This window comes from Actinoallomurus purpureus, assembly GCF_024055795.1.
Lineage (GTDB): Bacteria > Actinomycetota > Actinomycetes > Streptosporangiales > Streptosporangiaceae > Actinoallomurus > Actinoallomurus purpureus.
In genome coordinates, this window is the sequence record NZ_JAMXMY010000011.1 from 196,894 (window position 1) to 215,025 (window position 18,132).

General features: G+C 70.2%; 22 protein-coding genes. 9 read left to right on the forward strand and 13 right to left on the reverse strand.

What is annotated here, in order from left to right:
- Positions 1-52: 52 nt before the first annotated feature.
- The 3 genes from NE236_RS21795 to NE236_RS21805 all read right to left on the reverse strand — a co-directional run bounded on the left by NE236_RS21795 (position 53) and on the right by NE236_RS21805 (position 2,875).
- Positions 53-763, reverse strand: a complete 711-nt coding sequence (locus NE236_RS21795; RefSeq protein WP_252843901.1) for a rhomboid-like protein — start codon at positions 761-763, stop codon at positions 53-55.
- Positions 764-826: 63 nt separating this feature from the next.
- Complete coding sequence (locus NE236_RS21800) at positions 827-1,228, reverse strand: hypothetical protein (protein WP_252843902.1); 402 nt, start codon at positions 1,226-1,228, stop codon at positions 827-829.
- A 60-nt stretch (positions 1,229-1,288) separates the two neighbouring features.
- Positions 1,289-2,875 (reverse strand): MFS transporter, encoded by a 1,587-nt coding sequence (locus tag NE236_RS21805; protein WP_252843903.1) that lies wholly within the window; start codon positions 2,873-2,875, stop codon positions 1,289-1,291.
- Positions 2,876-2,973: 98 nt separating this feature from the next.
- Here NE236_RS21805 and NE236_RS21810 point away from each other — a divergent pair, with 98 nt between their 5' ends.
- Positions 2,974-3,699 (forward strand): TetR family transcriptional regulator, encoded by a 726-nt coding sequence (locus tag NE236_RS21810; RefSeq protein ID WP_252843904.1) that lies wholly within the window; start codon positions 2,974-2,976, stop codon positions 3,697-3,699.
- A gap of 182 nt (positions 3,700-3,881) precedes the next feature.
- Here NE236_RS21810 and NE236_RS21815 read toward each other — a convergent pair whose 3' ends face one another.
- A complete protein-coding gene (locus NE236_RS21815; protein ID WP_252843905.1) occupies positions 3,882-4,568 on the reverse strand; it encodes a hypothetical protein in 687 nt (228 codons plus the stop codon).
- Between the two features lie 388 nt (positions 4,569-4,956).
- Between NE236_RS21815 and NE236_RS21820 the strand changes: the two genes are divergently transcribed.
- Positions 4,957-6,321, forward strand: a complete 1,365-nt coding sequence (locus tag NE236_RS21820) for a cytochrome P450 (RefSeq protein WP_252843906.1) — start codon at positions 4,957-4,959, stop codon at positions 6,319-6,321.
- A gap of 23 nt (positions 6,322-6,344) precedes the next feature.
- Here NE236_RS21820 and NE236_RS21825 read toward each other — a convergent pair whose 3' ends face one another.
- Positions 6,345-7,013, reverse strand: coding sequence for an NAD(P)-dependent oxidoreductase (locus NE236_RS21825; RefSeq protein WP_252843907.1), 669 nt, complete (start codon positions 7,011-7,013; stop codon positions 6,345-6,347).
- 99 nt (positions 7,014-7,112) lie between these two features.
- Here NE236_RS21825 and NE236_RS21830 point away from each other — a divergent pair, with 99 nt between their 5' ends.
- Positions 7,113-7,511: a winged helix-turn-helix transcriptional regulator gene (locus tag NE236_RS21830; RefSeq protein ID WP_252843908.1), complete on the forward strand. Its 399-nt coding sequence runs from the start codon at positions 7,113-7,115 to the stop codon at positions 7,509-7,511.
- Between the two features lie 17 nt (positions 7,512-7,528).
- On the opposite strand, the gene NE236_RS45120 is transcribed toward NE236_RS21830, so the two are convergent.
- From NE236_RS45120 to NE236_RS21840, 3 genes are read right to left on the reverse strand one after another with little or no spacing between them, the layout of a single operon-like run.
- On the reverse strand, positions 7,529-7,636 hold the full coding sequence (locus NE236_RS45120; RefSeq protein WP_372494407.1) for a DUF397 domain-containing protein: 108 nt from the start codon (positions 7,634-7,636) through the stop codon (positions 7,529-7,531).
- A 23-nt stretch (positions 7,637-7,659) separates the two neighbouring features.
- Positions 7,660-7,755, reverse strand: coding sequence for a DUF397 domain-containing protein (locus NE236_RS21835; RefSeq protein WP_252843909.1), 96 nt, complete (start codon positions 7,753-7,755; stop codon positions 7,660-7,662).
- Entirely contained in the window at positions 7,752-8,546 is a 795-nt protein-coding gene (locus NE236_RS21840) for a helix-turn-helix domain-containing protein (RefSeq protein WP_252843910.1), read from the reverse strand. The genes NE236_RS21835 and NE236_RS21840 overlap by 4 nt, the downstream gene beginning before the upstream one ends.
- 159 nt (positions 8,547-8,705) lie before the next feature.
- Between NE236_RS21840 and NE236_RS21845 the strand changes: the two genes are divergently transcribed.
- Positions 8,706-9,125 carry an ATP-binding protein gene (locus tag NE236_RS21845; RefSeq protein WP_372494408.1) on the forward strand — a complete coding sequence of 140 codons (420 nt, stop codon included), beginning with the start codon at positions 8,706-8,708 and terminating at the stop codon, positions 9,123-9,125.
- A 133-nt stretch (positions 9,126-9,258) separates the two neighbouring features.
- On the opposite strand, the gene NE236_RS21850 is transcribed toward NE236_RS21845, so the two are convergent.
- On the reverse strand, positions 9,259-9,453 hold the full coding sequence (locus NE236_RS21850; protein WP_252843912.1) for a hypothetical protein: 195 nt from the start codon (positions 9,451-9,453) through the stop codon (positions 9,259-9,261).
- 197 nt (positions 9,454-9,650) lie between these two features.
- On the opposite strand from NE236_RS21850, the gene NE236_RS21855 reads away from it, so the two are divergent.
- The gene (locus NE236_RS21855; RefSeq protein ID WP_252843913.1) at positions 9,651-10,538 is read left to right on the forward strand and encodes an aminoglycoside phosphotransferase family protein; all 888 of its coding nucleotides are present in this window, start codon (positions 9,651-9,653) and stop codon (positions 10,536-10,538) included.
- Positions 10,539-10,560: 22 nt separating this feature from the next.
- Here NE236_RS21855 and NE236_RS21860 read toward each other — a convergent pair whose 3' ends face one another.
- Positions 10,561-11,346: a TetR/AcrR family transcriptional regulator gene (locus NE236_RS21860; protein ID WP_252843914.1), complete on the reverse strand. Its 786-nt coding sequence runs from the start codon at positions 11,344-11,346 to the stop codon at positions 10,561-10,563.
- A 174-nt stretch (positions 11,347-11,520) separates the two neighbouring features.
- Between NE236_RS21860 and NE236_RS21865 the strand changes: the two genes are divergently transcribed.
- The 3 genes from NE236_RS21865 (at position 11,521) to NE236_RS21875 (ending at position 13,823) form a co-directional block, all read left to right on the forward strand.
- Positions 11,521-11,961 carry a nuclear transport factor 2 family protein gene (locus NE236_RS21865; RefSeq protein WP_252843915.1) on the forward strand — a complete coding sequence of 147 codons (441 nt, stop codon included), beginning with the start codon at positions 11,521-11,523 and terminating at the stop codon, positions 11,959-11,961.
- 330 nt (positions 11,962-12,291) lie between these two features.
- Complete coding sequence (locus NE236_RS21870; protein ID WP_252843916.1) at positions 12,292-13,374, forward strand: DUF6745 domain-containing protein; 1,083 nt, start codon at positions 12,292-12,294, stop codon at positions 13,372-13,374.
- Between the two features lie 11 nt (positions 13,375-13,385).
- Positions 13,386-13,823: a DUF8820 family protein gene (locus NE236_RS21875; RefSeq protein ID WP_252843917.1), complete on the forward strand. Its 438-nt coding sequence runs from the start codon at positions 13,386-13,388 to the stop codon at positions 13,821-13,823.
- A gap of 55 nt (positions 13,824-13,878) precedes the next feature.
- Here NE236_RS21875 and NE236_RS21880 read toward each other — a convergent pair whose 3' ends face one another.
- Positions 13,879-14,448 (reverse strand): dihydrofolate reductase family protein, encoded by a 570-nt coding sequence (locus NE236_RS21880; protein ID WP_252843918.1) that lies wholly within the window; start codon positions 14,446-14,448, stop codon positions 13,879-13,881.
- Positions 14,449-14,677: 229 nt separating this feature from the next.
- Between NE236_RS21880 and NE236_RS21885 the strand changes: the two genes are divergently transcribed.
- Positions 14,678-15,328, forward strand: a complete 651-nt coding sequence (locus NE236_RS21885; protein ID WP_252843919.1) for a Type 1 glutamine amidotransferase-like domain-containing protein — start codon at positions 14,678-14,680, stop codon at positions 15,326-15,328.
- Between the two features lie 227 nt (positions 15,329-15,555).
- Here NE236_RS21885 and NE236_RS21890 read toward each other — a convergent pair whose 3' ends face one another.
- Both NE236_RS21890 and NE236_RS43690 read right to left on the reverse strand, forming a co-directional pair.
- Positions 15,556-16,725, reverse strand: coding sequence for a lipid-transfer protein (locus NE236_RS21890; protein WP_252843920.1), 1,170 nt, complete (start codon positions 16,723-16,725; stop codon positions 15,556-15,558).
- Positions 16,722-18,128, reverse strand: coding sequence for an OB-fold domain-containing protein (locus tag NE236_RS43690; RefSeq protein WP_289850700.1), 1,407 nt, complete (start codon positions 18,126-18,128; stop codon positions 16,722-16,724). Before NE236_RS43690 ends, NE236_RS21890 begins: the two co-directional genes overlap by 4 nt.
- Positions 18,129-18,132: the final 4 nt, after the last annotated feature.

Consider the following 18,132-nt stretch of genomic DNA (forward strand, 5'->3'; position numbering starts at 1 on the left):
CGACGACCGTGACGAGTGGCCGATCAGCGCCGGGACGTGCGGACGGGGGCGGTCAGGCCTCGCTGAGGGCGGGGACGAGCTCCGTACGCGGTCCGGTTCCGCCGGGGCCGCGGGTGCGCTCGCGGCGGGCGAAGAGCAGTCCGACGCCCGCGCCGGCGAGCAGGGCGACGACGTGGCCGACGGCCGCGACGTCCAGCCGGTCCAGTTTGTTGAACAGATGCGGTGCGAGGAAGGCCATGCCGACGCCCGCGCCGATGCGCCACCAGCGGCTCGGAACGCGGTCGAAGAGCCAGTGGCCGTGCCGGGCGGTGCGCACGAGCGGCTCGGCGCCGTACAGGATCGTCGCGACCAGGGCGGAGGCGATGACGTACGAGGGGCCGACGTCGTCGATGTACCGCATGGACGCGGGCATCGCGCCCGTCGAGATCCGCCAGGCGAGCAGGCCCTCACTGAGCAGCGTCCCGACCACCTGGGCGGCGCCGACGAGCACCAGCGTCCGTACGTTGCCGAAGCGGTGCGCCACCGGGAACAGCCCGACGATCGCGAAGGCCACCCACATCCACGGCGCGGCCTCGGCGACGAACGCCGAGGCGATCATCGTGCCGAAGGGGTCGGTCCTCAGGTTCACCAGGTTCGTGGCCGTCGTGGCGACCACCAGACGCTGCTGTGCCGGTCCCAGGCCGTACGCGTAGACGCCGGAGACGGCGCAGAACGCGACGATGAACAGCATGGGGAGGGGGTAGCGCCTGAGGATCGAGTGCACGCCAGAAAGCGTAGGGGCACTTTCTGAGAGGTTGATGACAACCGGATGATCGTCAGTCTGGTCTTACCGCCGGGACAGCCGGGCCTCCCGGAAGCGGCGGAGCCGGGTGGAGACCCGGTCGACGGCGGTGGTGACCACGACGGAGCGGTACCGCCCGGGCACCTCGGCCACCCAGAACGCCCCGGCGATCGTCACGGCGGGGGCCTTCACGATCGACCCCTTGGCGTGGAACTCCACGAGCACCTCGCCACCGGGCGGCAGTTCGCCCCACGCCACGGACCAGCGCCTGCCGCGCACGGCGCCGCGTACCAGTGAGGCGTCGAGGCCGGCGGCGACGGCGACGTCGATGAGCCCGTCACCGGTGTGCACCTCGAGGGCGGGGCGGTGCCGGCTGCCACGGCCGACGCGCAGCTCCCAGCCGCTCGCGGACAAGGGAGTCGTGGGGAACGGCATCGCGTGGGTCATGGTCAATCTCCGTTCGGGGGCGGGTACGGGCGGCGGCGACCGCCCGTACCCGGGTGACACTCAGATGGCGACGGCCCCTTCGACCGGGGACGCGCCACGTCGTACGAGAAGGGCCGCCAGCGCGGCCACGAGCGCGACGCCCGCGGCGACCGTCATGGACGTCTGGAAACCGTCCATGAAGGCGAGGTGGCTGCCGGTGGTGATCGCCTTGGCGACCGGTCCCGGAGCGCCCGCGGGCACCGGGGCGACGCCCTGGGCGATGTAGTCCTTGGCGGTGGAGAGCTGGTGGGCCGCCGGTGCGGGCAGTCCCGCGCCGGTCAGCCGGTCGACGAGCACGCTCCCGACGCGGTTGGACAGGATCGTGCCGAGGACCGAGGTGCCCAGCACGCCGCCGATCTGGAACGCGGTCTGCTGCAGGCCGCCCGCGACCCCGGCCAGGTGGACGGGGGCGTTGGCGACGATCGCCTCGGTCCCGGCGGTGAGGATGAAGCCGAACGCCAGGCCCATGAGCACGAACCACGGCCAGATCTGGTTGTACGAGGCGTCGACCCCGATCCGGGACAGCCCGAACAGCGCGCCCGCGGTGAAGACCATGCCGAGGCCGAGCGGCACGCGGGGCCCGAAGCGCTGGGTCAGCGCCCCGCCCAGCGGCGAGGACACGATGAAGATCCCGGTCATCGGCAGCATCCGGACGCCCGCCTGCACCGGGGTCATCCCGTGCACCTGCTGCAGGTACAGCGTGATGAAGAAGATCGTCCCGAAGAGGGCGAAGGCGCCGAGGACGATGAGGCCGGTCGCGGCCGACAGCGACGCCGAGCGGAACAGGCTCATCGGCAGGATCGGGTGCGGGGTCCGCAGTTCCCAGATCACGAAGCCGACGATCAGGACCGCGAACGCGGCGAACGACAACAGCGGCACCTGGTCACCGAAGCCGTACGTCCCGGCCTTGATCAGGCCCCAGACCAGGGCGAACAGCGCGCCCGACAGCAGGACGACCCCGAGAACGTCGAACGAGCCGGCGGCCTCCTCGTCGCGGGACTCGCGGATCACCCACAGGCCGACCAGCAGGGCCACCAGGCCGAGCGGGGCGTTGAGGAAGAAGACCGACTCCCAGTTGACGTGCTGGACGAGCAGGCCGCCGACGATCGGGCCACCGGCGATCGAGATGCCGACGGTGGCGCCCCAGATTCCGATCGCGGCGTTCAGCCGTTCAGCGGGGAAGGTGTTGCGCAGGATCGCCAGGCTGGCGGGCTGCAGCAGCGCGCCGGCGAAGCCCTGGACGACGCGCCAGAGGATCACCATGCCGATGCCGCCGGACACGCCGACCAGCACCGAGGCGACGGCGAAGCCGATCACCCCGGCCAGGAAGGTGCGCTTGCGCCCGAACCGGTCGGCGATCTTGCCGGCCGGGATCAGGGCCACGGCCAGCGCCAGCAGGTAGCCGTTGGTGACCCACTGAAGGCCGGTCAGGTCGGCGTGCAGATCCTTGGCGATGGCGGGGTTGGCGATCGACACGACCGTCGCGTCGAGGCCGACCATCATCACACCGAGGGCGACCGCGAGCAGGGTGAGCCAGGGGTGGCCGTGCCCGGGGCGGCCTGGTCTTTCGCGCGCCCCCGGACGGGACGCGATTGTCGCTTGGGACATGAAACTTGCCTCCGAGAGAGTTCGCGTGGGACACAAACTGTCATGCTGTGACAGTTGTCGTCAAGCGACGAACGCCTCCGTATGACGACTGTCACAAGATGAAGGAACTATTGGCCGGAGCGTCCAACGTCGGCTACCCTGCGGGCATGGAGGCGACCACTGCTGTTCAGGCCTGCTCACCGTTGGCAGGTCGTCGTGAGCGCAAGAAGCAGCGCACCCGCGAGGCACTCGTGGACAGCGCGTTCCAGCTCTTCGCGGAGAAGGGCTTCGAGGCCACGACGGTCGAGGAGATCGCCGACGCGGTCGACGTGTCCTCCCGGACGTTCTTCCGTTACTTCGCTTCCAAGGAGGACGTCCTCCGCACGTTCCAGGACGAGCAGTTCGGCGCCGTGAAGGCGGCGTTCTCCGCTCGGCCGTCCGACGAGCCGGTGATCACCGCCGTCCACCACGCCGCGGTCTCCATGATCCGCGCCTGCGAGGACGGCGCGTTCGGCTTCGACCCCGAGCGGTTCGGCTGCCTCCGGCAGCTGATGGAGTCCAGCCCGGCCGTCTTCGGCAGCAGTCTCGAACACGGCCAGAAGAAGCACGCCGAGATGACCCACATCATCGCCGAGCGCATGGGCGTCGACCCGACGACCGACCTGCGTCCGCACGTGGTCGCGAGTGCGATCAATTCCGTGTTCCACACGGCTTTCGAGCTGCTCAGCTCCGGCACGGTGAAGGTGGATCGGTTCTCGGACGTACTGTCCGAGCTGTTCGCCCTGCTCGAGGACGGCATCAACTACCCCGCCGCAGCGGCGGCGAGTCCCTCGTCGTCCGGCTGACGATCACCGACACCCTCCTGCGGGAGAGCCACCGACGCCCGCTGCCGACGCCGCGGGCGTCTCCATCGCGGGTTTCCCCATCAAGATCATCGAATGGCGGAAAGCGAGGCGGGAAGCCGATCGAACACGGCTTCAGGCGATCGCCCGAAGCCGTGACTCTCATCGGCCCCGCCCCGCAGTTCTCAGGACCGCGCCATCAGCTCACGCAGTCGGCCGGCCACGGTCGTGCCGTGGTCCCTGGCATGCCGGCGGAGCGCCATGCCGACGGTGAGGGCCTCACTCCACGTAGAACGGCCGGCGCTGGGTCGTCCGCCCACACCGGCCTCGGCGATCATGTCGGCGAGCGCGGCCACCGTCCGTTCGTCGAGGGGATTGATGTCGCGCTCGTCGAGAGCATGAACCAGCGCCTTAGCCGTGAGGCGGACGCCGGCGATTCGGGGGTCGAAGCCTCCGTGGCGATGCTTCTCTAACACCTCCAGGAGCTCGTCCGCATTCCGGGCGTGCCCGGGCTCCAGCCCCGCGTCCTCGGCGGAGACGTACTCCACGAACAGCTCGAGGGTGCTGACGCATCCCATCTGCCGCGCCAGGATGCGGAGTTCTTCGAACAGCGTGTGCAAGGGGATCAGGAGATCGTCATCCGTCAGCTCCGGCGGAAGGCTGAACCCGCACTCCCCTCCCACCGCGAGATCCAGCAGATGAAGAATGGCCCTCTTCACTCGCTCGTCCGGAGTGACCCCCATGACGGTCGATGCCGTGTCCTGGGCCACGCGATCACGAAGTACGGCCACCTCTGGACTCATGGTCTCCGTGCCCACGGTGCGGTCGGCGCCGCCCTTGGCGAGCACGGTCACCGATTCCTCTCCGATCATCTCGGCCTCGCTTTCAGGATCTCTGTTTAGGTCCCTCCGTGAAACGGGGGACGGCACCGGTGCTTGACGACCGGCCTGTCCCGGACCGTCCTTCCTGGCAGAATGTGCGCCACTCGAACCCGACTACTTCTACCGGGAAAGATGAGATAACCCAGGACGATCGGGATCGTGACGCTGAAACACGACGTGATACGCCAGGTTGAGTTCGGGGTACGCGGGCACCAGAACCGTGTGCCGGCCGATTTACGGGCTGGCCATTTTTGTTGCGGATGGTCCAAAATCCGAGGGCGGACTCCCCCCGCACCGGCATCGGCCTTCCTCTGGCCGGAAGCCGGACCGCACACGGGTCACCGGCACTCCCCCGGCCGGGTTCAGGAGAGACGCCACGATGGGCACAGCCACCCAGGTCGGCGCGGCCGTAGCGGTCCCCGGAGTTCGCGGCGTCCCCCTCGTCGCGCTGGCGAAGGACCCCTTCGGTTTCTGCATGAGGGCCGCGCGGGAGGGCGACGGCCTGGTACGGCTCGGCGCCGGGCCAGTCCGCGCCTACCTCGTCAGCCACCCGGACTACGTGCGCCACATCCTGGTCGGCAACGCGGCCAACTACGTCAAGGGCAGCATCATGGACGGCATCCGCCTCGCCCTCGGCAACGGCCTGTTCACCAGCGACGGCGACTTCTGGCGGCGGCAGCGGCGGCTCATGCAGCCCGCCTTCCACACCCGGCAGATCCAGCGGATGGCCGAGACCGTCGCCGAGACCGTACGCGCCTCCATGGCGAGCTGGGCCCCGGCGGTCGCGAACGGCACACCCGTCGACATGCTCCGCGAGTCCATCCGGATGAACATCACGATCATCCTGGAGACCCTCTTCGGCACCACGGTGGACGAGGAACGCTCCGCCCGCCTGCTGGACCTGACCGATCAGGTGTTCGCGGGCATGACCCGGCGGGTGTGGACGTTCTTCGTGCCGTCGTGGCTGCCGACCCCCGGCGCCGCGGCGTACCGGCGGTCGATCGAGGCGCTCGACCAGGAGATCCACGCTCTCATCGCCGCCCGCCGTGCGGCCCTCGCCGACGGCGACGCCTGGGAGGACCTCCTGAGCGCACTGATCCAGGCCGAGGACCCCGAGACCGGCGAGCGGATGAGCGACCGCCAGCTCCGCGACGAGATCTTCACCATGTTCCTCGCGGGGTACGAGTCGACCGCCGGCGGCGTCACGTGGGCCTGGCATCTGCTGTCACAGCACCCCGAGGCCGCCGCCCGGCTGCGCGAGGAGGTCGACCGGGTTCTCGGCGGCCGGCCTCCGGCCTACGAGGACCTGCCCGCGCTGACGTACACCCGGCGGGTCGTCGACGAGACCTTCCGGCTCTACCCGGCGTTCCCGATGTACTTCCGTGGCTCCGTCGAGGACGACGTGGTCGGCCCGTACGCGATCCCCGGCGGCGCGAACATCATCATCAGCCCGTACGCCACCCACCACGACCCGCGCCACTGGGACGACCCGGAGACCTTCGACCCCGACCGCTTCGCCCCGGAGCGCTACGACTCCCGCGCCCGCGAGGCGTACTACCCGTTCGGCAAGGGACAGCGCATGTGCATCGGCGAGCCGATGTCACTCACCATCGCCCAGCTCCTCATCGCGACGATCGCCCAGGCGTACGACGTGCGCACCGCACCTGGCGTCCAGGTCACCGGCCGCTACGCGATGACCTACCAGCCCAAGAACGGCCTCCCGGTCATCCTGACCCGGCGCTGATAGGCGAGGTCACGAACGCGCCGTCACCGATCGAAGACGGAGACGCGGGTCCGATGGTGGCGCGGCGTCTCGATCTCGTCGATCACCGCCACGGCGAGGTCGGCGTACGACAGGCGCGACCCGGACGGCGGCACGGTCTCACCCCCGATCCGGTAGCGCCCCGTCCTGGCGCCCACGACCTCAAGTTGCGCGGGCGGGGTCAGCATCAGCCAGTCGACAGTCGTGTCCGCCTCACGGAGCCGGTCCAGGCCGGCGGTGTGCGCGGCCGCGAACGGCCGGATCTCGGCGGGGAACGCCGTCGGATCGTCCATCACCAGGCCGCCCTGGGAGGACCTCAGGTTGGCGAACAGGCCGATCGCGAGGAGACGAGACGCCCCGGTCTCGGCCAGTCCGCGCAGCAGGGCATCGGCGGCCTTGACGAAGAAGTCGGGGTCGAGATCGTCGAATCCCTGCTCCGGCCCGGAGAACGGACTCACCGCGTTCACCGCAGCGTCCTGACCTGCCGTGATCTCGGCGACCGCCCGTACGTCGGTGACGTCTCCCCGCACCACCCGCACGCCGCCCGACTCGAGATCGGCGTAGCGGCCCGGATCGCGCACGACCGCTGTGACCTGATGCCCCCGGTTCCGCGCCTCGGCCGTGATCGCGCGCCCCGCCCGGCCGCCCGCCCCGAAGATGACGATCCCGCTCATGCCCGCACTCCCGTTCCGGCCGCGCATCTCGCCGCCGAAACAGGACGGTATCCACGGGATACTGGTTACCTCAACGATACCGGGATAGGGTCCGGGGCCATGGTGGAGCCGCTGGACCCGGAGATGTTCGACCCCGTCTGCCCGTCGAGCGCCATGCCGATCCAGATCGGCGACAAGTGGACCGCGATGGTCGTGATCTGCCTCGAAGGCGGCCCGCGGCGGTTCACCGAGTTGCGGGTCCCGTTGCGCGGCATCACCCCGAAGGTGCTCACTCAGACCCTGCGGGCGATGGAACGCGACGGCCTGGTCACCCGCACCGCATACGACGAGAACCCTCCGCGCGTCGAGTACGAGCTGACCACGCTGGGCCGCAGCCTGCTGACCTTGATCGACGCCGCCCGCAGCTGGAGCAGGGATCACCTCCCCACCCTGCTCGAAGCCCGCCGAGCCCACGAGTCAACCCCGCGCCCGGCCCTTCTTCAACGACCCGCGCCGTGAAGGCACAGCCCGGCGTCCTACGAAGAGACCACCCGCATCGACGCGAACACGGCCACCTCGACGCAGTCGCCGCCGTTTCCCTCGCTGCGGCTACTCTTCCGCCAGGCCATATCTGCGATGTCCATAACGCATCCAAATAGGTTTTCGGTCAGTCCACAGAGTGGAACTCGACGACCGTGATCTCGACGCAGTGGCCACCGTTTCCCTCACTGCGGCTGCTCTTTCGCCAGATGGTGTCCGTCATGTCCACTGTTCCTCCAGAATCCGGCGGATCAAGTCGCGCGACATCTCGACAGGGAGGGCTCGCGACCGGATTTCGTCGTACGCCTCTGAGAGTAGGCGAATATCGTCTGATTCGCTCGTCGTGATTCCGCGCATGGCCGTCGCCACATACGCCACCTCGCTGCGGTCCGGAAGAGTCGCCAAGCCGAACGCCCCGGCGGTGTCGGCGGGGTGGAGCGGGCCAGGGACGATCTGCAGGGAGACGCGTGAGAACGAGAGTGCGAGAAGGTGCTCGAGTTGTCCGCGCATGACGTCGCGGTCACCTACCTCGTTGCGCAGCACGCTCTCGGCCAGTAGCACGGACAGGCGGGGCGGCGGCGGGTCATCTCGCGAGAGAAGCGCCTGGCGCCCCAAGCGTGCCGCCGTGGCGGCCTTGTCACCACCCAGCAGGGCTGAGGCGTACTCCTCCGTCTGCAGCAGGCCGTCGACGACCAGGCACTGGTACGACTTGAGAAAGTCGGCATCGGTCTCGACCTTCGGCCAGTCGAACCAGACGGGGAAGGCCGCGTCGAGGACGAGTTCGTCCCAGAGCGAGGGCAGCGCGCCCTTCGTGTCGAACAGCTCGTCGAGCTTGACGGCGATAGACCGATCGCAGCGCGTCTCACCGCGCTCGATCTTGCCGATATGCGAGCCGCAGATGGGGATCTTCTCCCCGAGCTGATCCTGCGACAGGCCGGTGGCGCAGCGATATCCCCGCACCACCGATCCGAATACCTTGAGCGTTCCCGGTCGTTCCTTTCCGGCCACCGTCACCACTCCTCACCCGTCTCGCGACTCTTCACGACTCGCGTCGCCGAAGTCGGCGTGTTCACCCCTGGATCCGCCAGTCGTCACCAACCGCGTTGATGTCCACGGACCATGTCACCACAGGTCATCGCGCGAATGCAGCGAGTTTCGGCGAAAGGACGTTCGATGGACACGGCGAATCCGGAGAAATGGACTCCACCCCCACGACTCACCCTTGATTTGCACGCATGCGCCGAGAATGTCTACTTGGTGCGTAACCTCGTCGATCAGGCCGCCGAGTCGTGGGGCCTGTCCAGCGACGTCCGCCATCTCGGCCGGCTGATCCTCACCGAGCTCACGACGAACGCCTGCCGGCTCTATCCGGGCAAGGTCATCCTCACGTGGGTCGCCACCCCGCGATACGGCGTCGGCGAGGTCGGCGTGTGGGACCCCGACGGCGTCAACCTGCCCCGGATCGTCGACGCCGACGAGGCCGCCGAGACGGGGCGCGGCCTGTTCCTCATCAACGAGCTCACCGGCGGCCGGCTCGGCTGGCACCCCTCCCAGCGAGCCGGAAAGGTGGTGTGGGCCCGCTTCGGACCTTGATCCGACGATGGGTGGCGTACGAAATGCTCGGTGAAGGCGCTCGTCAGGCGCTCCGGAGTCCCGGTATGGCCGCTTCGCGGCGACGTTCACCGAGCATTGTGTACGGGCCGGGGAGCTCTGGGCCCCGCCTTGATCACACGGCTGCGCCGGGACCTGGCAGGACGTCGACGTCGCCTGCGTGCATCCGCTCGCCACAGTGGGCGCAGCGCAGGTCGACACCGCTGATCTCACCGCACGCGTGATGGCGGTAGAGCACTAGCTCGGCCCCCTTCGCCGTCAGGTGGTACTCATAGCGCGGCCGCCCGTCGTAGGGATGGCGCTCGAGCACGCCCTGGTCGACGAGGTGGTAAACCGGCGGCCCTACTCGCGCGGCGAGGAGCGGGTCGTCGCGCTCATCGCGCCCGATCGACAGAGCATGGGCTGAGACGCCTCGGCGATGGCCGGGCCGACGGTTGCCCGCACCGCCGACAGGGTTCGCGCGAAAATCGGTTGACGGCCTGCGAACCAGGGCGGTCTTGTTTGCGGATGGGCAAGATGCACGCCGATGAGGTGGACACCGGCACAGACCTCGTCGAGCAGCTGATCCGCGGGCAGTTTCCGCAGTGGGCGGACCTGCCGGTCGAGCGACTCGCCTCCGGGGGAACAGTCAACGCCGTCTACCGGGTCGGTGATGCCCTGACCGCCCGGCTCCCCCTCGCCACGGATGGCGTGGAGACCGTGGAGTGGGAGCAGCGGTGGCTGCCGAGGCTGGCGCCCGCGCTGCCGGTGACGATTCCGACGGTGGTCGGGCGCGGTGAACCCGCCGGGGGATACCCGTGGACCTGGTCGGTGCACCGGTGGATCGACGGCGAGTGCCCGGTCGAGGCCCGAGTCGCCGAACCCGAGATTCTGGCCCGTGACCTGGCGGGTTTCATCACGGCATTGCGGAAGGTGGACGTCGACGGCGCCCCCATCGCCTACCGCGGGGGTCCGCTGGCGACCGTTGACGCGCAGACCCGTGCCACGATCGCGGAGCTGAGCGACACCGACGAGCCCTTCGACGCCGAGGCGGCCCTGGCGGTCTGGGAGCAGTCATTGGCCGCACCGCCCTGGACCGGCCCACCGTGCTGGCTGCACTCCGACCTCATGCCGAGCAACCTGCTCCTCGCCGGTGGAAGACTCACCGGGGTCCTCGACTTCCCCACCGCCGGGGTCGGTGACCCCGCCTGCGACCTGATCGTCGCGTGGAACCTGCTGCCCGGCTCATGCAGAGACGCATTCCAGGACGCCGTGGACGTCGACGATGCGACCTGGTCGCGCGGTCGCGGCTGGGCCCTGTCCATGGCCGTCGGCCAGCTCCCGTACTACCGGAGCACCAACCCGATCATCTCCGCCAACGCCCGCCACGTCATCCGCGAGCTCCTCGCCGCATGAAGCAAAGCCGGCGCAGTGGGTGTCAGCCCGCGGCGCGTCGGCGGTGTGCCCGCTGCCGGCAGGCGGAGCCGCAGTACCGCGCGCGCCGTCCGGTGCGCGCGGTCCGGATGGGCTCGCCGCACTCCGCACACCGGGTCGGCTCAAGGTCGGGCGTCGGTACCGGGACGACCGCCGACCGACTTTCGTAACGCTCAGGTGTAGATTCCGTTACGGCGGGCAGTGAACGCCGGGCATCCCGAGCGGGCCTGAGCCCGTCGCACACGAGGGCGGTGGCGCGCCCGGCCGAGCCTCCCGCGTCGCGTTCCATGCTCACGCAGCCCAGCGCGAGACGCTGCACGTCGTCGACGGTGACGTCGGCCCGTACGGCGCCGGCCCGCTGGGCCTGTTCGAGGAGCGTCCCGAACGCCGACCGGTAGCGCTCCCGGAGTTCCGGCGCCACCTTCACGCTGTACCCCGAACCCGCCATCAGCGCCTCGCACAGCGCCTTGTTGAGCGCGGTGCGCTCGACGACCAGCGCGAACACGTCGAAGAAGGCGGCCCCCGGGTCGTCCACGGCGGCCAGTGCGCTCGTTTCGTCGACGAGCCCGCCGATCCGGTCGATCACGACCGCCTCGAAGAGCGTCTCCTTGCTCGCGAAATGGCGGTAGATCGTGCCCGGCCCGACTCCCGCCCGGCGGGCGATCTCGTCGAGCGGCACGGACAGCCCGTCGGCCGCGAACGCCTCCTGCGCGGCCCGCAGCACCCTTGCGCGGTTGCGCCGTGCGTCCGCGCGCGGCGGCGCGGTCGTACGGCCGGTGGCTCCGGACACGCTCTCCCCTCTCCCGCGACACGGCGGACGCCATTGACAAGCGGAGCGCTCGTTCCGTAACGTCAAAACCGGGTTGATCGTTCCGATTCTACGGGACCTCGCCCTGCCTTCAGGGCCGCCGTCCGTGTTCCCCGGAGACCGCTCGCGCCTCCCCCGATTCTGTTGGAGTCATCCATGACCGGACAAGTCATCGCCTCGCCCCGCGAGGTCGTCGCACGCTTCATCCGCGCCGCCGCCGCCAACGCGTGGGACGAGGTGGCCGACCTGTACGCGCCCGACGCCGTCATCGAGCTTCCGTTCGCCCCACCGGGGGTCCCCGGCCGGTTCGAGGGACGCGAGGGCCACCGCACCCGGTTCAAGGCCGTCGCCCCCGCGCGACGCTTCACCAAGGTCGACCCGCTGGTGCTGCGCGAGACGGATGACCCCGAGGTGGTCGTCACCGAGTACACCCTTCACGGCACGATGACGCGGTCCGGCCGGCCGTTCGCCTTCTCGTACGTCATGGTGGTCCGGGTCAGGGACGGCCTGATCGTCCACTCACGCGACTACGGCGACAACCTCGCCGGCGCGGAGTTCCGCGAAGAGATCACCGAGGTCCTGGGCACCGTCCGCTGATCCGACCGCGGTGAGCGGGAGCACGCGCAACGCTCGGTGAAAGCCCCCGGAGGCCCTTGATCGCGTCCGCAATGAGCCGCTTTGCGGCGGCGTTCACCGAGCATTGCGCCCGCACCGTCCCAGGGCCGCGTCGGCTCGGGCGAACGCCACGTTGGCTTGGGCGAACGCCGCGTCGGCCCGGACACCGCATCGGCCGACCCGGACACCGGGTCGGCCGTGGCGGCTGAGCGCTCGCGCCGGCCAGCGGGCGTTCGGCGGTGGACAGGGGCACGGTCGATCTGTCACCCTCTCCGACATGATCGTTGGAAAGGACGACGCCACCTTCATCTGGTGAGCGCTCTGGGGCAGCGGGAAGCTGCCGAAATCCGCGAAGAATGGCTGGGCCGGCTCCTGTCGGCGCTGCCCGCCGACCGTCCGGCCGCCGAGGCCGCCATCTCCGAGCTGTACCGCCTGATCGGGCTGGGCCCGCCGCGTTTTCACTGGGTGCCTTCACCGGTCACCGCCCTGACGACCGTTCCGCCCGGCGTACGCCTGCGGCCTTCCGAGGCCGTCGAGCGCCTGGCCGAATGGCCGGTGCCCAACCGGCTCCGCGCGCTGAGGACGCGGCTGTGCCTCGACCTCGACGCCCAGGCCAGACGGGTCGACCGGGGGCTGTACCAGCACATCCACGGACGCGTCCGTATCTTGCTCGAACGCTCCTTCAACGGGTCGCTCGGCATGGTGCTACGGGCGGCGCACGACCCGCGCGAGCGCCTGGCGAGCATCTGGTACGACGCGCTGGGCATCTCCTGGATCGCCAACTACGACGCGCTGCGCCGCGTCGCCGGGCTGGTCCTCACCCGGGAGCAGGAGCGGCGGTTCGACCTGTGGGCGACCCTGGCCGGGTCCTGCGGCTGGTGGTGGCCGCGCGAACAGGTCTGCGTCGTCTCCGAGCGACCCGTCGCCGTACGCATCGAGGTTCGGGCCGGTGACGGCGAGGTGTGCCTGCACTGCGCGGACGGCCCCGCCGTACGGTACGCCGACGGGTGGGAGGTCCACGCCTGGCACGGGACGCGGGTGCCGTCCTGGGTGATCGACGACCCGAGCGTCGAACGGATCACGAGGGAGAGCAACGTCGAGGTCCGGCGGTGCGCGATCGAGCGCATCGGCTGGGCGTCGTACGTCGACCAGGCCGGGCTGCGCCTGCTCACCACCGCCCCGGATCCCGGGAACCCCGGCTCGGAACTCCGGCTCTACGACATGCGCGAGGACACGCGGGTGCTCCTCGCCGTGAACGGGTCCGTCGAACGCGACGGGCACCGTCGCAGGTACGGGCTGACGGTGCCGGGCTTCCTCGATGATCCGATCGCCGCCGCGGGCTGGACCTACGGGCTGTCCGCCCAGCAGTACTCCCTCCTCGTCCGCCGAACCTAAAGGTGATCTCCATGACCGTGACCCTTGCCTCCCTTTCCCTGCAGACCGGGCTCGCCGTCCTCGACCACCTCGAACAGTCGGTGGGCATCCCCGTCGTCGACGGCCTCCAGGCCCAGGGCGACCTCATCGTCATCCCGCTCTCCGTCGTCGCCTCGTCCGTGAAGGTCGGGGCCGATGCGCACTGGACCGACGTGCCCGCCGAGGGCGTAGAGCTGCTTCGCGGCGCCGCCGGGGGCAATCCGCACACGCTCGTCGCCGATGCCGGCACCTGCCGTTGGACGAGAGGGGTGACCGACGCCGACTGGCTGGCGATCGGCGTCTTCGAGAGCTCAGCTCCCGTCTACCTGCTGCACCCGGAGCACGGCGCCACCGGCTGCGTACCCGGCACATACGTCGTCCGGCGGCAGCGTGAGCAGGAAGGCCGAAGGAGTCGCCTCGTCGCCGACTGAGCCGACCGTGATCGTCGAGGTCCTTCGTCGTTCCTCATGCGAAAAACCTCGACGATCAAGCTGAGGAGCGCTTCGGTTCGAAGTGCAGCACCGTTATCCCGCACCTGAACGGTTCGGCGGCGACCAGGCGGAGACGATGATGGGCGCCCAGGTCGGGGAATACGGGCATTCCGGTGCCGATCGCCGTCGGGTTGACGAACAGGTGGAGCTCGTCGAGCAGCCCCTTGGCGATCAGGCTCGCCACGAGTGTGCCGCCGCCGTAGGCGATCATGTCGCCGCCCGGCTGGGCCTTGAGCCGGTCGATGGTCTCGGTCAGGTCGCCGCCGGCGACGACGGCGTTCTTCCAGGGCGACTCGGTGAGGGTGTTGGAGATGACGACCTTCGGCGTGTCGTTCATCGCGTCGATGGCCTTCTGGTCCTCGCCGGGAGGCCCCGCCTCCCACGCCGGGATGAACCCCTCGGCGAGCCTGCGGCCCAGCACGATGCAGTCGACCGGCTCCATGAGCGACGTGATGTAGTCCTTGATGTCGTCGGTCCACGGGAACGTCAACCAGTCCATCTCTCCGTTCGGGCCGGCCATGTAGCCATCGACGGTGGTCTGGACCTGAAGCTTGAACCTGCGCATCAGATGCTCCTTCCGGGATTCGAGCGAGCGGCGGGCCCGTCCGGCCCGCCGTCCTCATGTGCCTTCAGCCTCGCGGAACCCGTTTACGGATTCTTTACGGCTTCCTGCCGGGACGGGAGGGGATGAGACCACGATCGAATAGGTCGGCGGCTCGCCCGGGGCGCCGCGCGATCTCAACAACGGGGACCTACCCATACACTCGCGGATTCGGTCAGAGAACGGGTGCCCGATGCGTATGTACCTCTCCTCGTTCCGTGTGGGCGACCACCCGGACCGCCTGCTCGCGTTGCTCGACGGCTCTGGGCCGGCCGACATCGCGGTGATCGCCAACGCGGTGGACGCCCAGCCCGAGGACGAACGCCGGGCCGGGGTGCGGCGGGAGGTCGACGCGCTGACCCGCCTGGGCCTGCGACCGGTGGAGCTGGACCTCCGCGAGTTCTTCGATCGGTCCCAGGGCGACATCGCGGCGGCGCTCGCCCCCTTCCCCGCCGTGTGGGTGCGGGGCGGGAACGTCTTCATGCTGCGCCACGCGCTCGCCCGCAGCGGCGCGGACACCGCGCTGGCCGCTCTCCTGCGAGACGATGCGCTCGTCTACGCCGGGTACAGCGCCGGAGCGTGCGTGCTCGCCCCGAGCCTGCGCGGTCTGGAGGACTGCGACGACCCCCGAGTCGTGCCCGACGTCTACGGCGAACCGGTGACCTGGACCGGCCTCGGGGTCCTCGACCACGCCATCGTGCCCCACGTCGACTCCCCCGGACACCCCGAGACGGAGGCGTTGACCGCCGTCGCGGCGTGGTACCGCGCGGACGGCGTCCCGCACCGGGCGCTGCGCGACGGACAGGTCCTGGTGATCGACAGCGAGTACGCCCGCGTCCACTGAACGCCGCCCGACCGTCCGCGACAGCGGCTCGCTAACGGCTGCGCACACCTCGTACGGCATCGCGGAGACGTCTCCCGCTCGCCGGCGTACGGGATGCTCGGCAAAGGAGCCGTCCGCCGTTGACTCGTCCCGGTATGGCGCGCTTTGTGGCGGCGTTCGCCGAGCGTTCTGTACGCCCGTCACCACGAGTCGCCCTCCAGGGGGCTTCCCGGCGCGCCGGGCGCCGCTCAGAAACGGCTGATGATCAGGCCGCTCGTCGGCACGCCCGTGCCGGCGGTCACGATGATGTTCTCGACTCCGGCGACCTGGTTGACCGCGGTGCCGCGGACCTGGCGGACGGCCTCGGCGATGCCGTTCATGCCGTGGATGTACGCCTCGCCGAGCTGGCCGCCGTTCGGGTTGACCGGCAGGTGCCCGTCGAGCTCGACGCCGCCGTCCGCGACGAAGTCCTTCGCCTCGCCGCGCCCGCAGAAGCCGAGCTCCTCCAGCTGTACCAGGACGAACGGCGTGAAGTGGTCGTACAGGATCGCGGCCCGCACGTCGGCGGGCCCGAGCCCGGCCTGCCGCCAGAGCGTCTCCCCCACTCGGCCCATCGCGGGAAGGGTCGTCAGGTCGGTCTCGTAGTACGAGAACATCATCATCTGGTTCGGCCCGGCGCCCTGCGCGGCCCCCCTGATCAGCGCGGGCGGGTTGGGCAGGTCGCGGGCGCGTTCGGCGCTCGTCACGACGATCGCGACGCCGCCGTCGGACTCCTGGCAGCAGTCGAGCAGGTGCAGGGGCTCGACGACCCACCGGCTGGCCTGGTGGTCCTCGAGGGTGATCGGCCGCTCGTGGAACCACGCCTTGGGGTTGGTGGCCGCGTGCCGTCGCATGGCGACGGCGACCCGGCCGAAGTCCTCGCTGGTCGCGCCGTACTCGTGCATGTACCGGCGCGCGTACATCGCGACCCACGCGGCGGGTGTCGCGAAGCCGTACGGCAGGTGCCAGGAGAACTCCATGCCGGTCGAGGTCACGCCGCGATCCGAGCGGGGGGCCGCCTGGCCGAAGCGATGCCCGGAGCGCTCGTTGAAAGCGCGGTAGCACACGACCGTCTGCGCCTGCCCGGTCGCCACGGCCATCGCCGCGTGGGCGACGGTTCCGCAGGCCGCGCCGCCGCCGTACTCCACGCGGGAGAAGAAGGACAGGCCCGGGATGCCGAGCTCGCGCGCCACCGCGATCTCGGAGCTGGAGTCCGACGAGAAGGTCACCAGACCGTCGACGTCGGACGGCGTCAGCCCGGCGTCCTTGATCGCGTCGACGCACGCCTCGGCGGCGAGCTGGAGTTCCGAGCGTCCCGACTCCTTGGAGAACTCGGTGGCCCCGATCCCGGCGATCGCCGTCTTCCCGGAGAGGGTCATGGCTGCTCCTTGAGTCGTACGGTCGCCACCGCGTGGTCGCCGAGGCTCACCGCGCCCCGGACCTCGACGGCGCGGTCGTCGACGACGCGCCCGGTCAGCGTGAGCGTGTCGCCGGCGTACGCGGGGACGCCGAGCCGTACGGAGATGCCCTCCAGCGCCACATCCGGCAGGTGTTCCAGGACGTAGCGCTGGACCAGGCCCATGGTGGTGAGGATGTTCAGGAAGATGTCCTTGGACCCCTGGGCCCGGGCCAGGGCGGTGTCGTGGTGCACCGGCGTGAAGTCGCGTGTGGCCAGGGCGGTGGCGATGACGAACGTCGGCGTCAGCTCGACGCGCAGCTCCGGCAGCCCCTCGGCGGCCTCCGGGTGCAGCGCCGTCTCTACCTCCGTCTCGGCCTCCGAACCCGCCGTCTCTACCTCCGGGCCGGGCTCCGAACCCGCCGTCTCAGCCCCAGGGCCCCGCTCCGATCGGGCCCCCGCGCCCGTCTCCGTCCCGGCCGGCGAGGGCGTCGGCGATCCGGCCGGGCGCCACTGCGGCAGGGTGAGCTCGTCGTCCATCTCCTGGAAGGACACCTCGACCGGCATGCCGATGCGCACCTGCTCGGGCGGGCAGCCGAGGAGGTTGCCGACCATGCGCACGCCCTCGTCGAGTTCGACGAGCGCGACGACGAACGGCGGGTCGAGTCCGGGGACCGGAGGGTGGTGGTGGACGACGTAGCTGTGGAGCGTGCCACGCCCGCTCGCGGTGACGTGGTCGCGCTTGGTCGCCTGGCAGGCCGGGCACATCGGGCCGGGCGGGTGGCGCAGCCGCCCGCACTCGGCGCAGCGCTGGATACGCAGCTCTCCGTCGCGTACGCCGTCCCAGAAGAACCGGGTGTCCGGGCCGACGGCGGGCCGGAGCGGATATCCCTTCGCCGCGTGGCTCCCGGACGAACGCCGGCGCGGGCGGAACTTCAGGACCCGGAACATCATCTCGGCGACGCGCTCGTCGCCGGAGTACCAGGTCTGGTACCAGGTGACGAAGTAGCCCTCGCCGAGGCCGGTGCGCTTGGGGCCGGTCGCTCCCCCGAACCGCATGGTGGAGCGCAGGTGCTCACCGTGCCGCAGGTACCGGTCGTAGGTCTGCTCGCAGTTGGTGGCGACGACGCCGGTGAACCCCTCATCGTTCAGCAGGGTCAGGGCACGGTCGGCGATCGAGCCGGGCTTGTCCGGGTTCAGCCCTGGCATCGACCAGACCTGGATCATCGCGGGCGGCGCGGTCTCGGCCCAGCGGGTGCCGCGGTCGCCGAGCGCCTGGGTCCAGTTGCGGATCATCGCGGCGTTGACCGGGTCCGGGCAGGCACCTGCGGGCCGTTCCCCGGCGGCGGTCAGCTCCCCGGCGAGGGCCATCAACTGATCGTGCAATGTC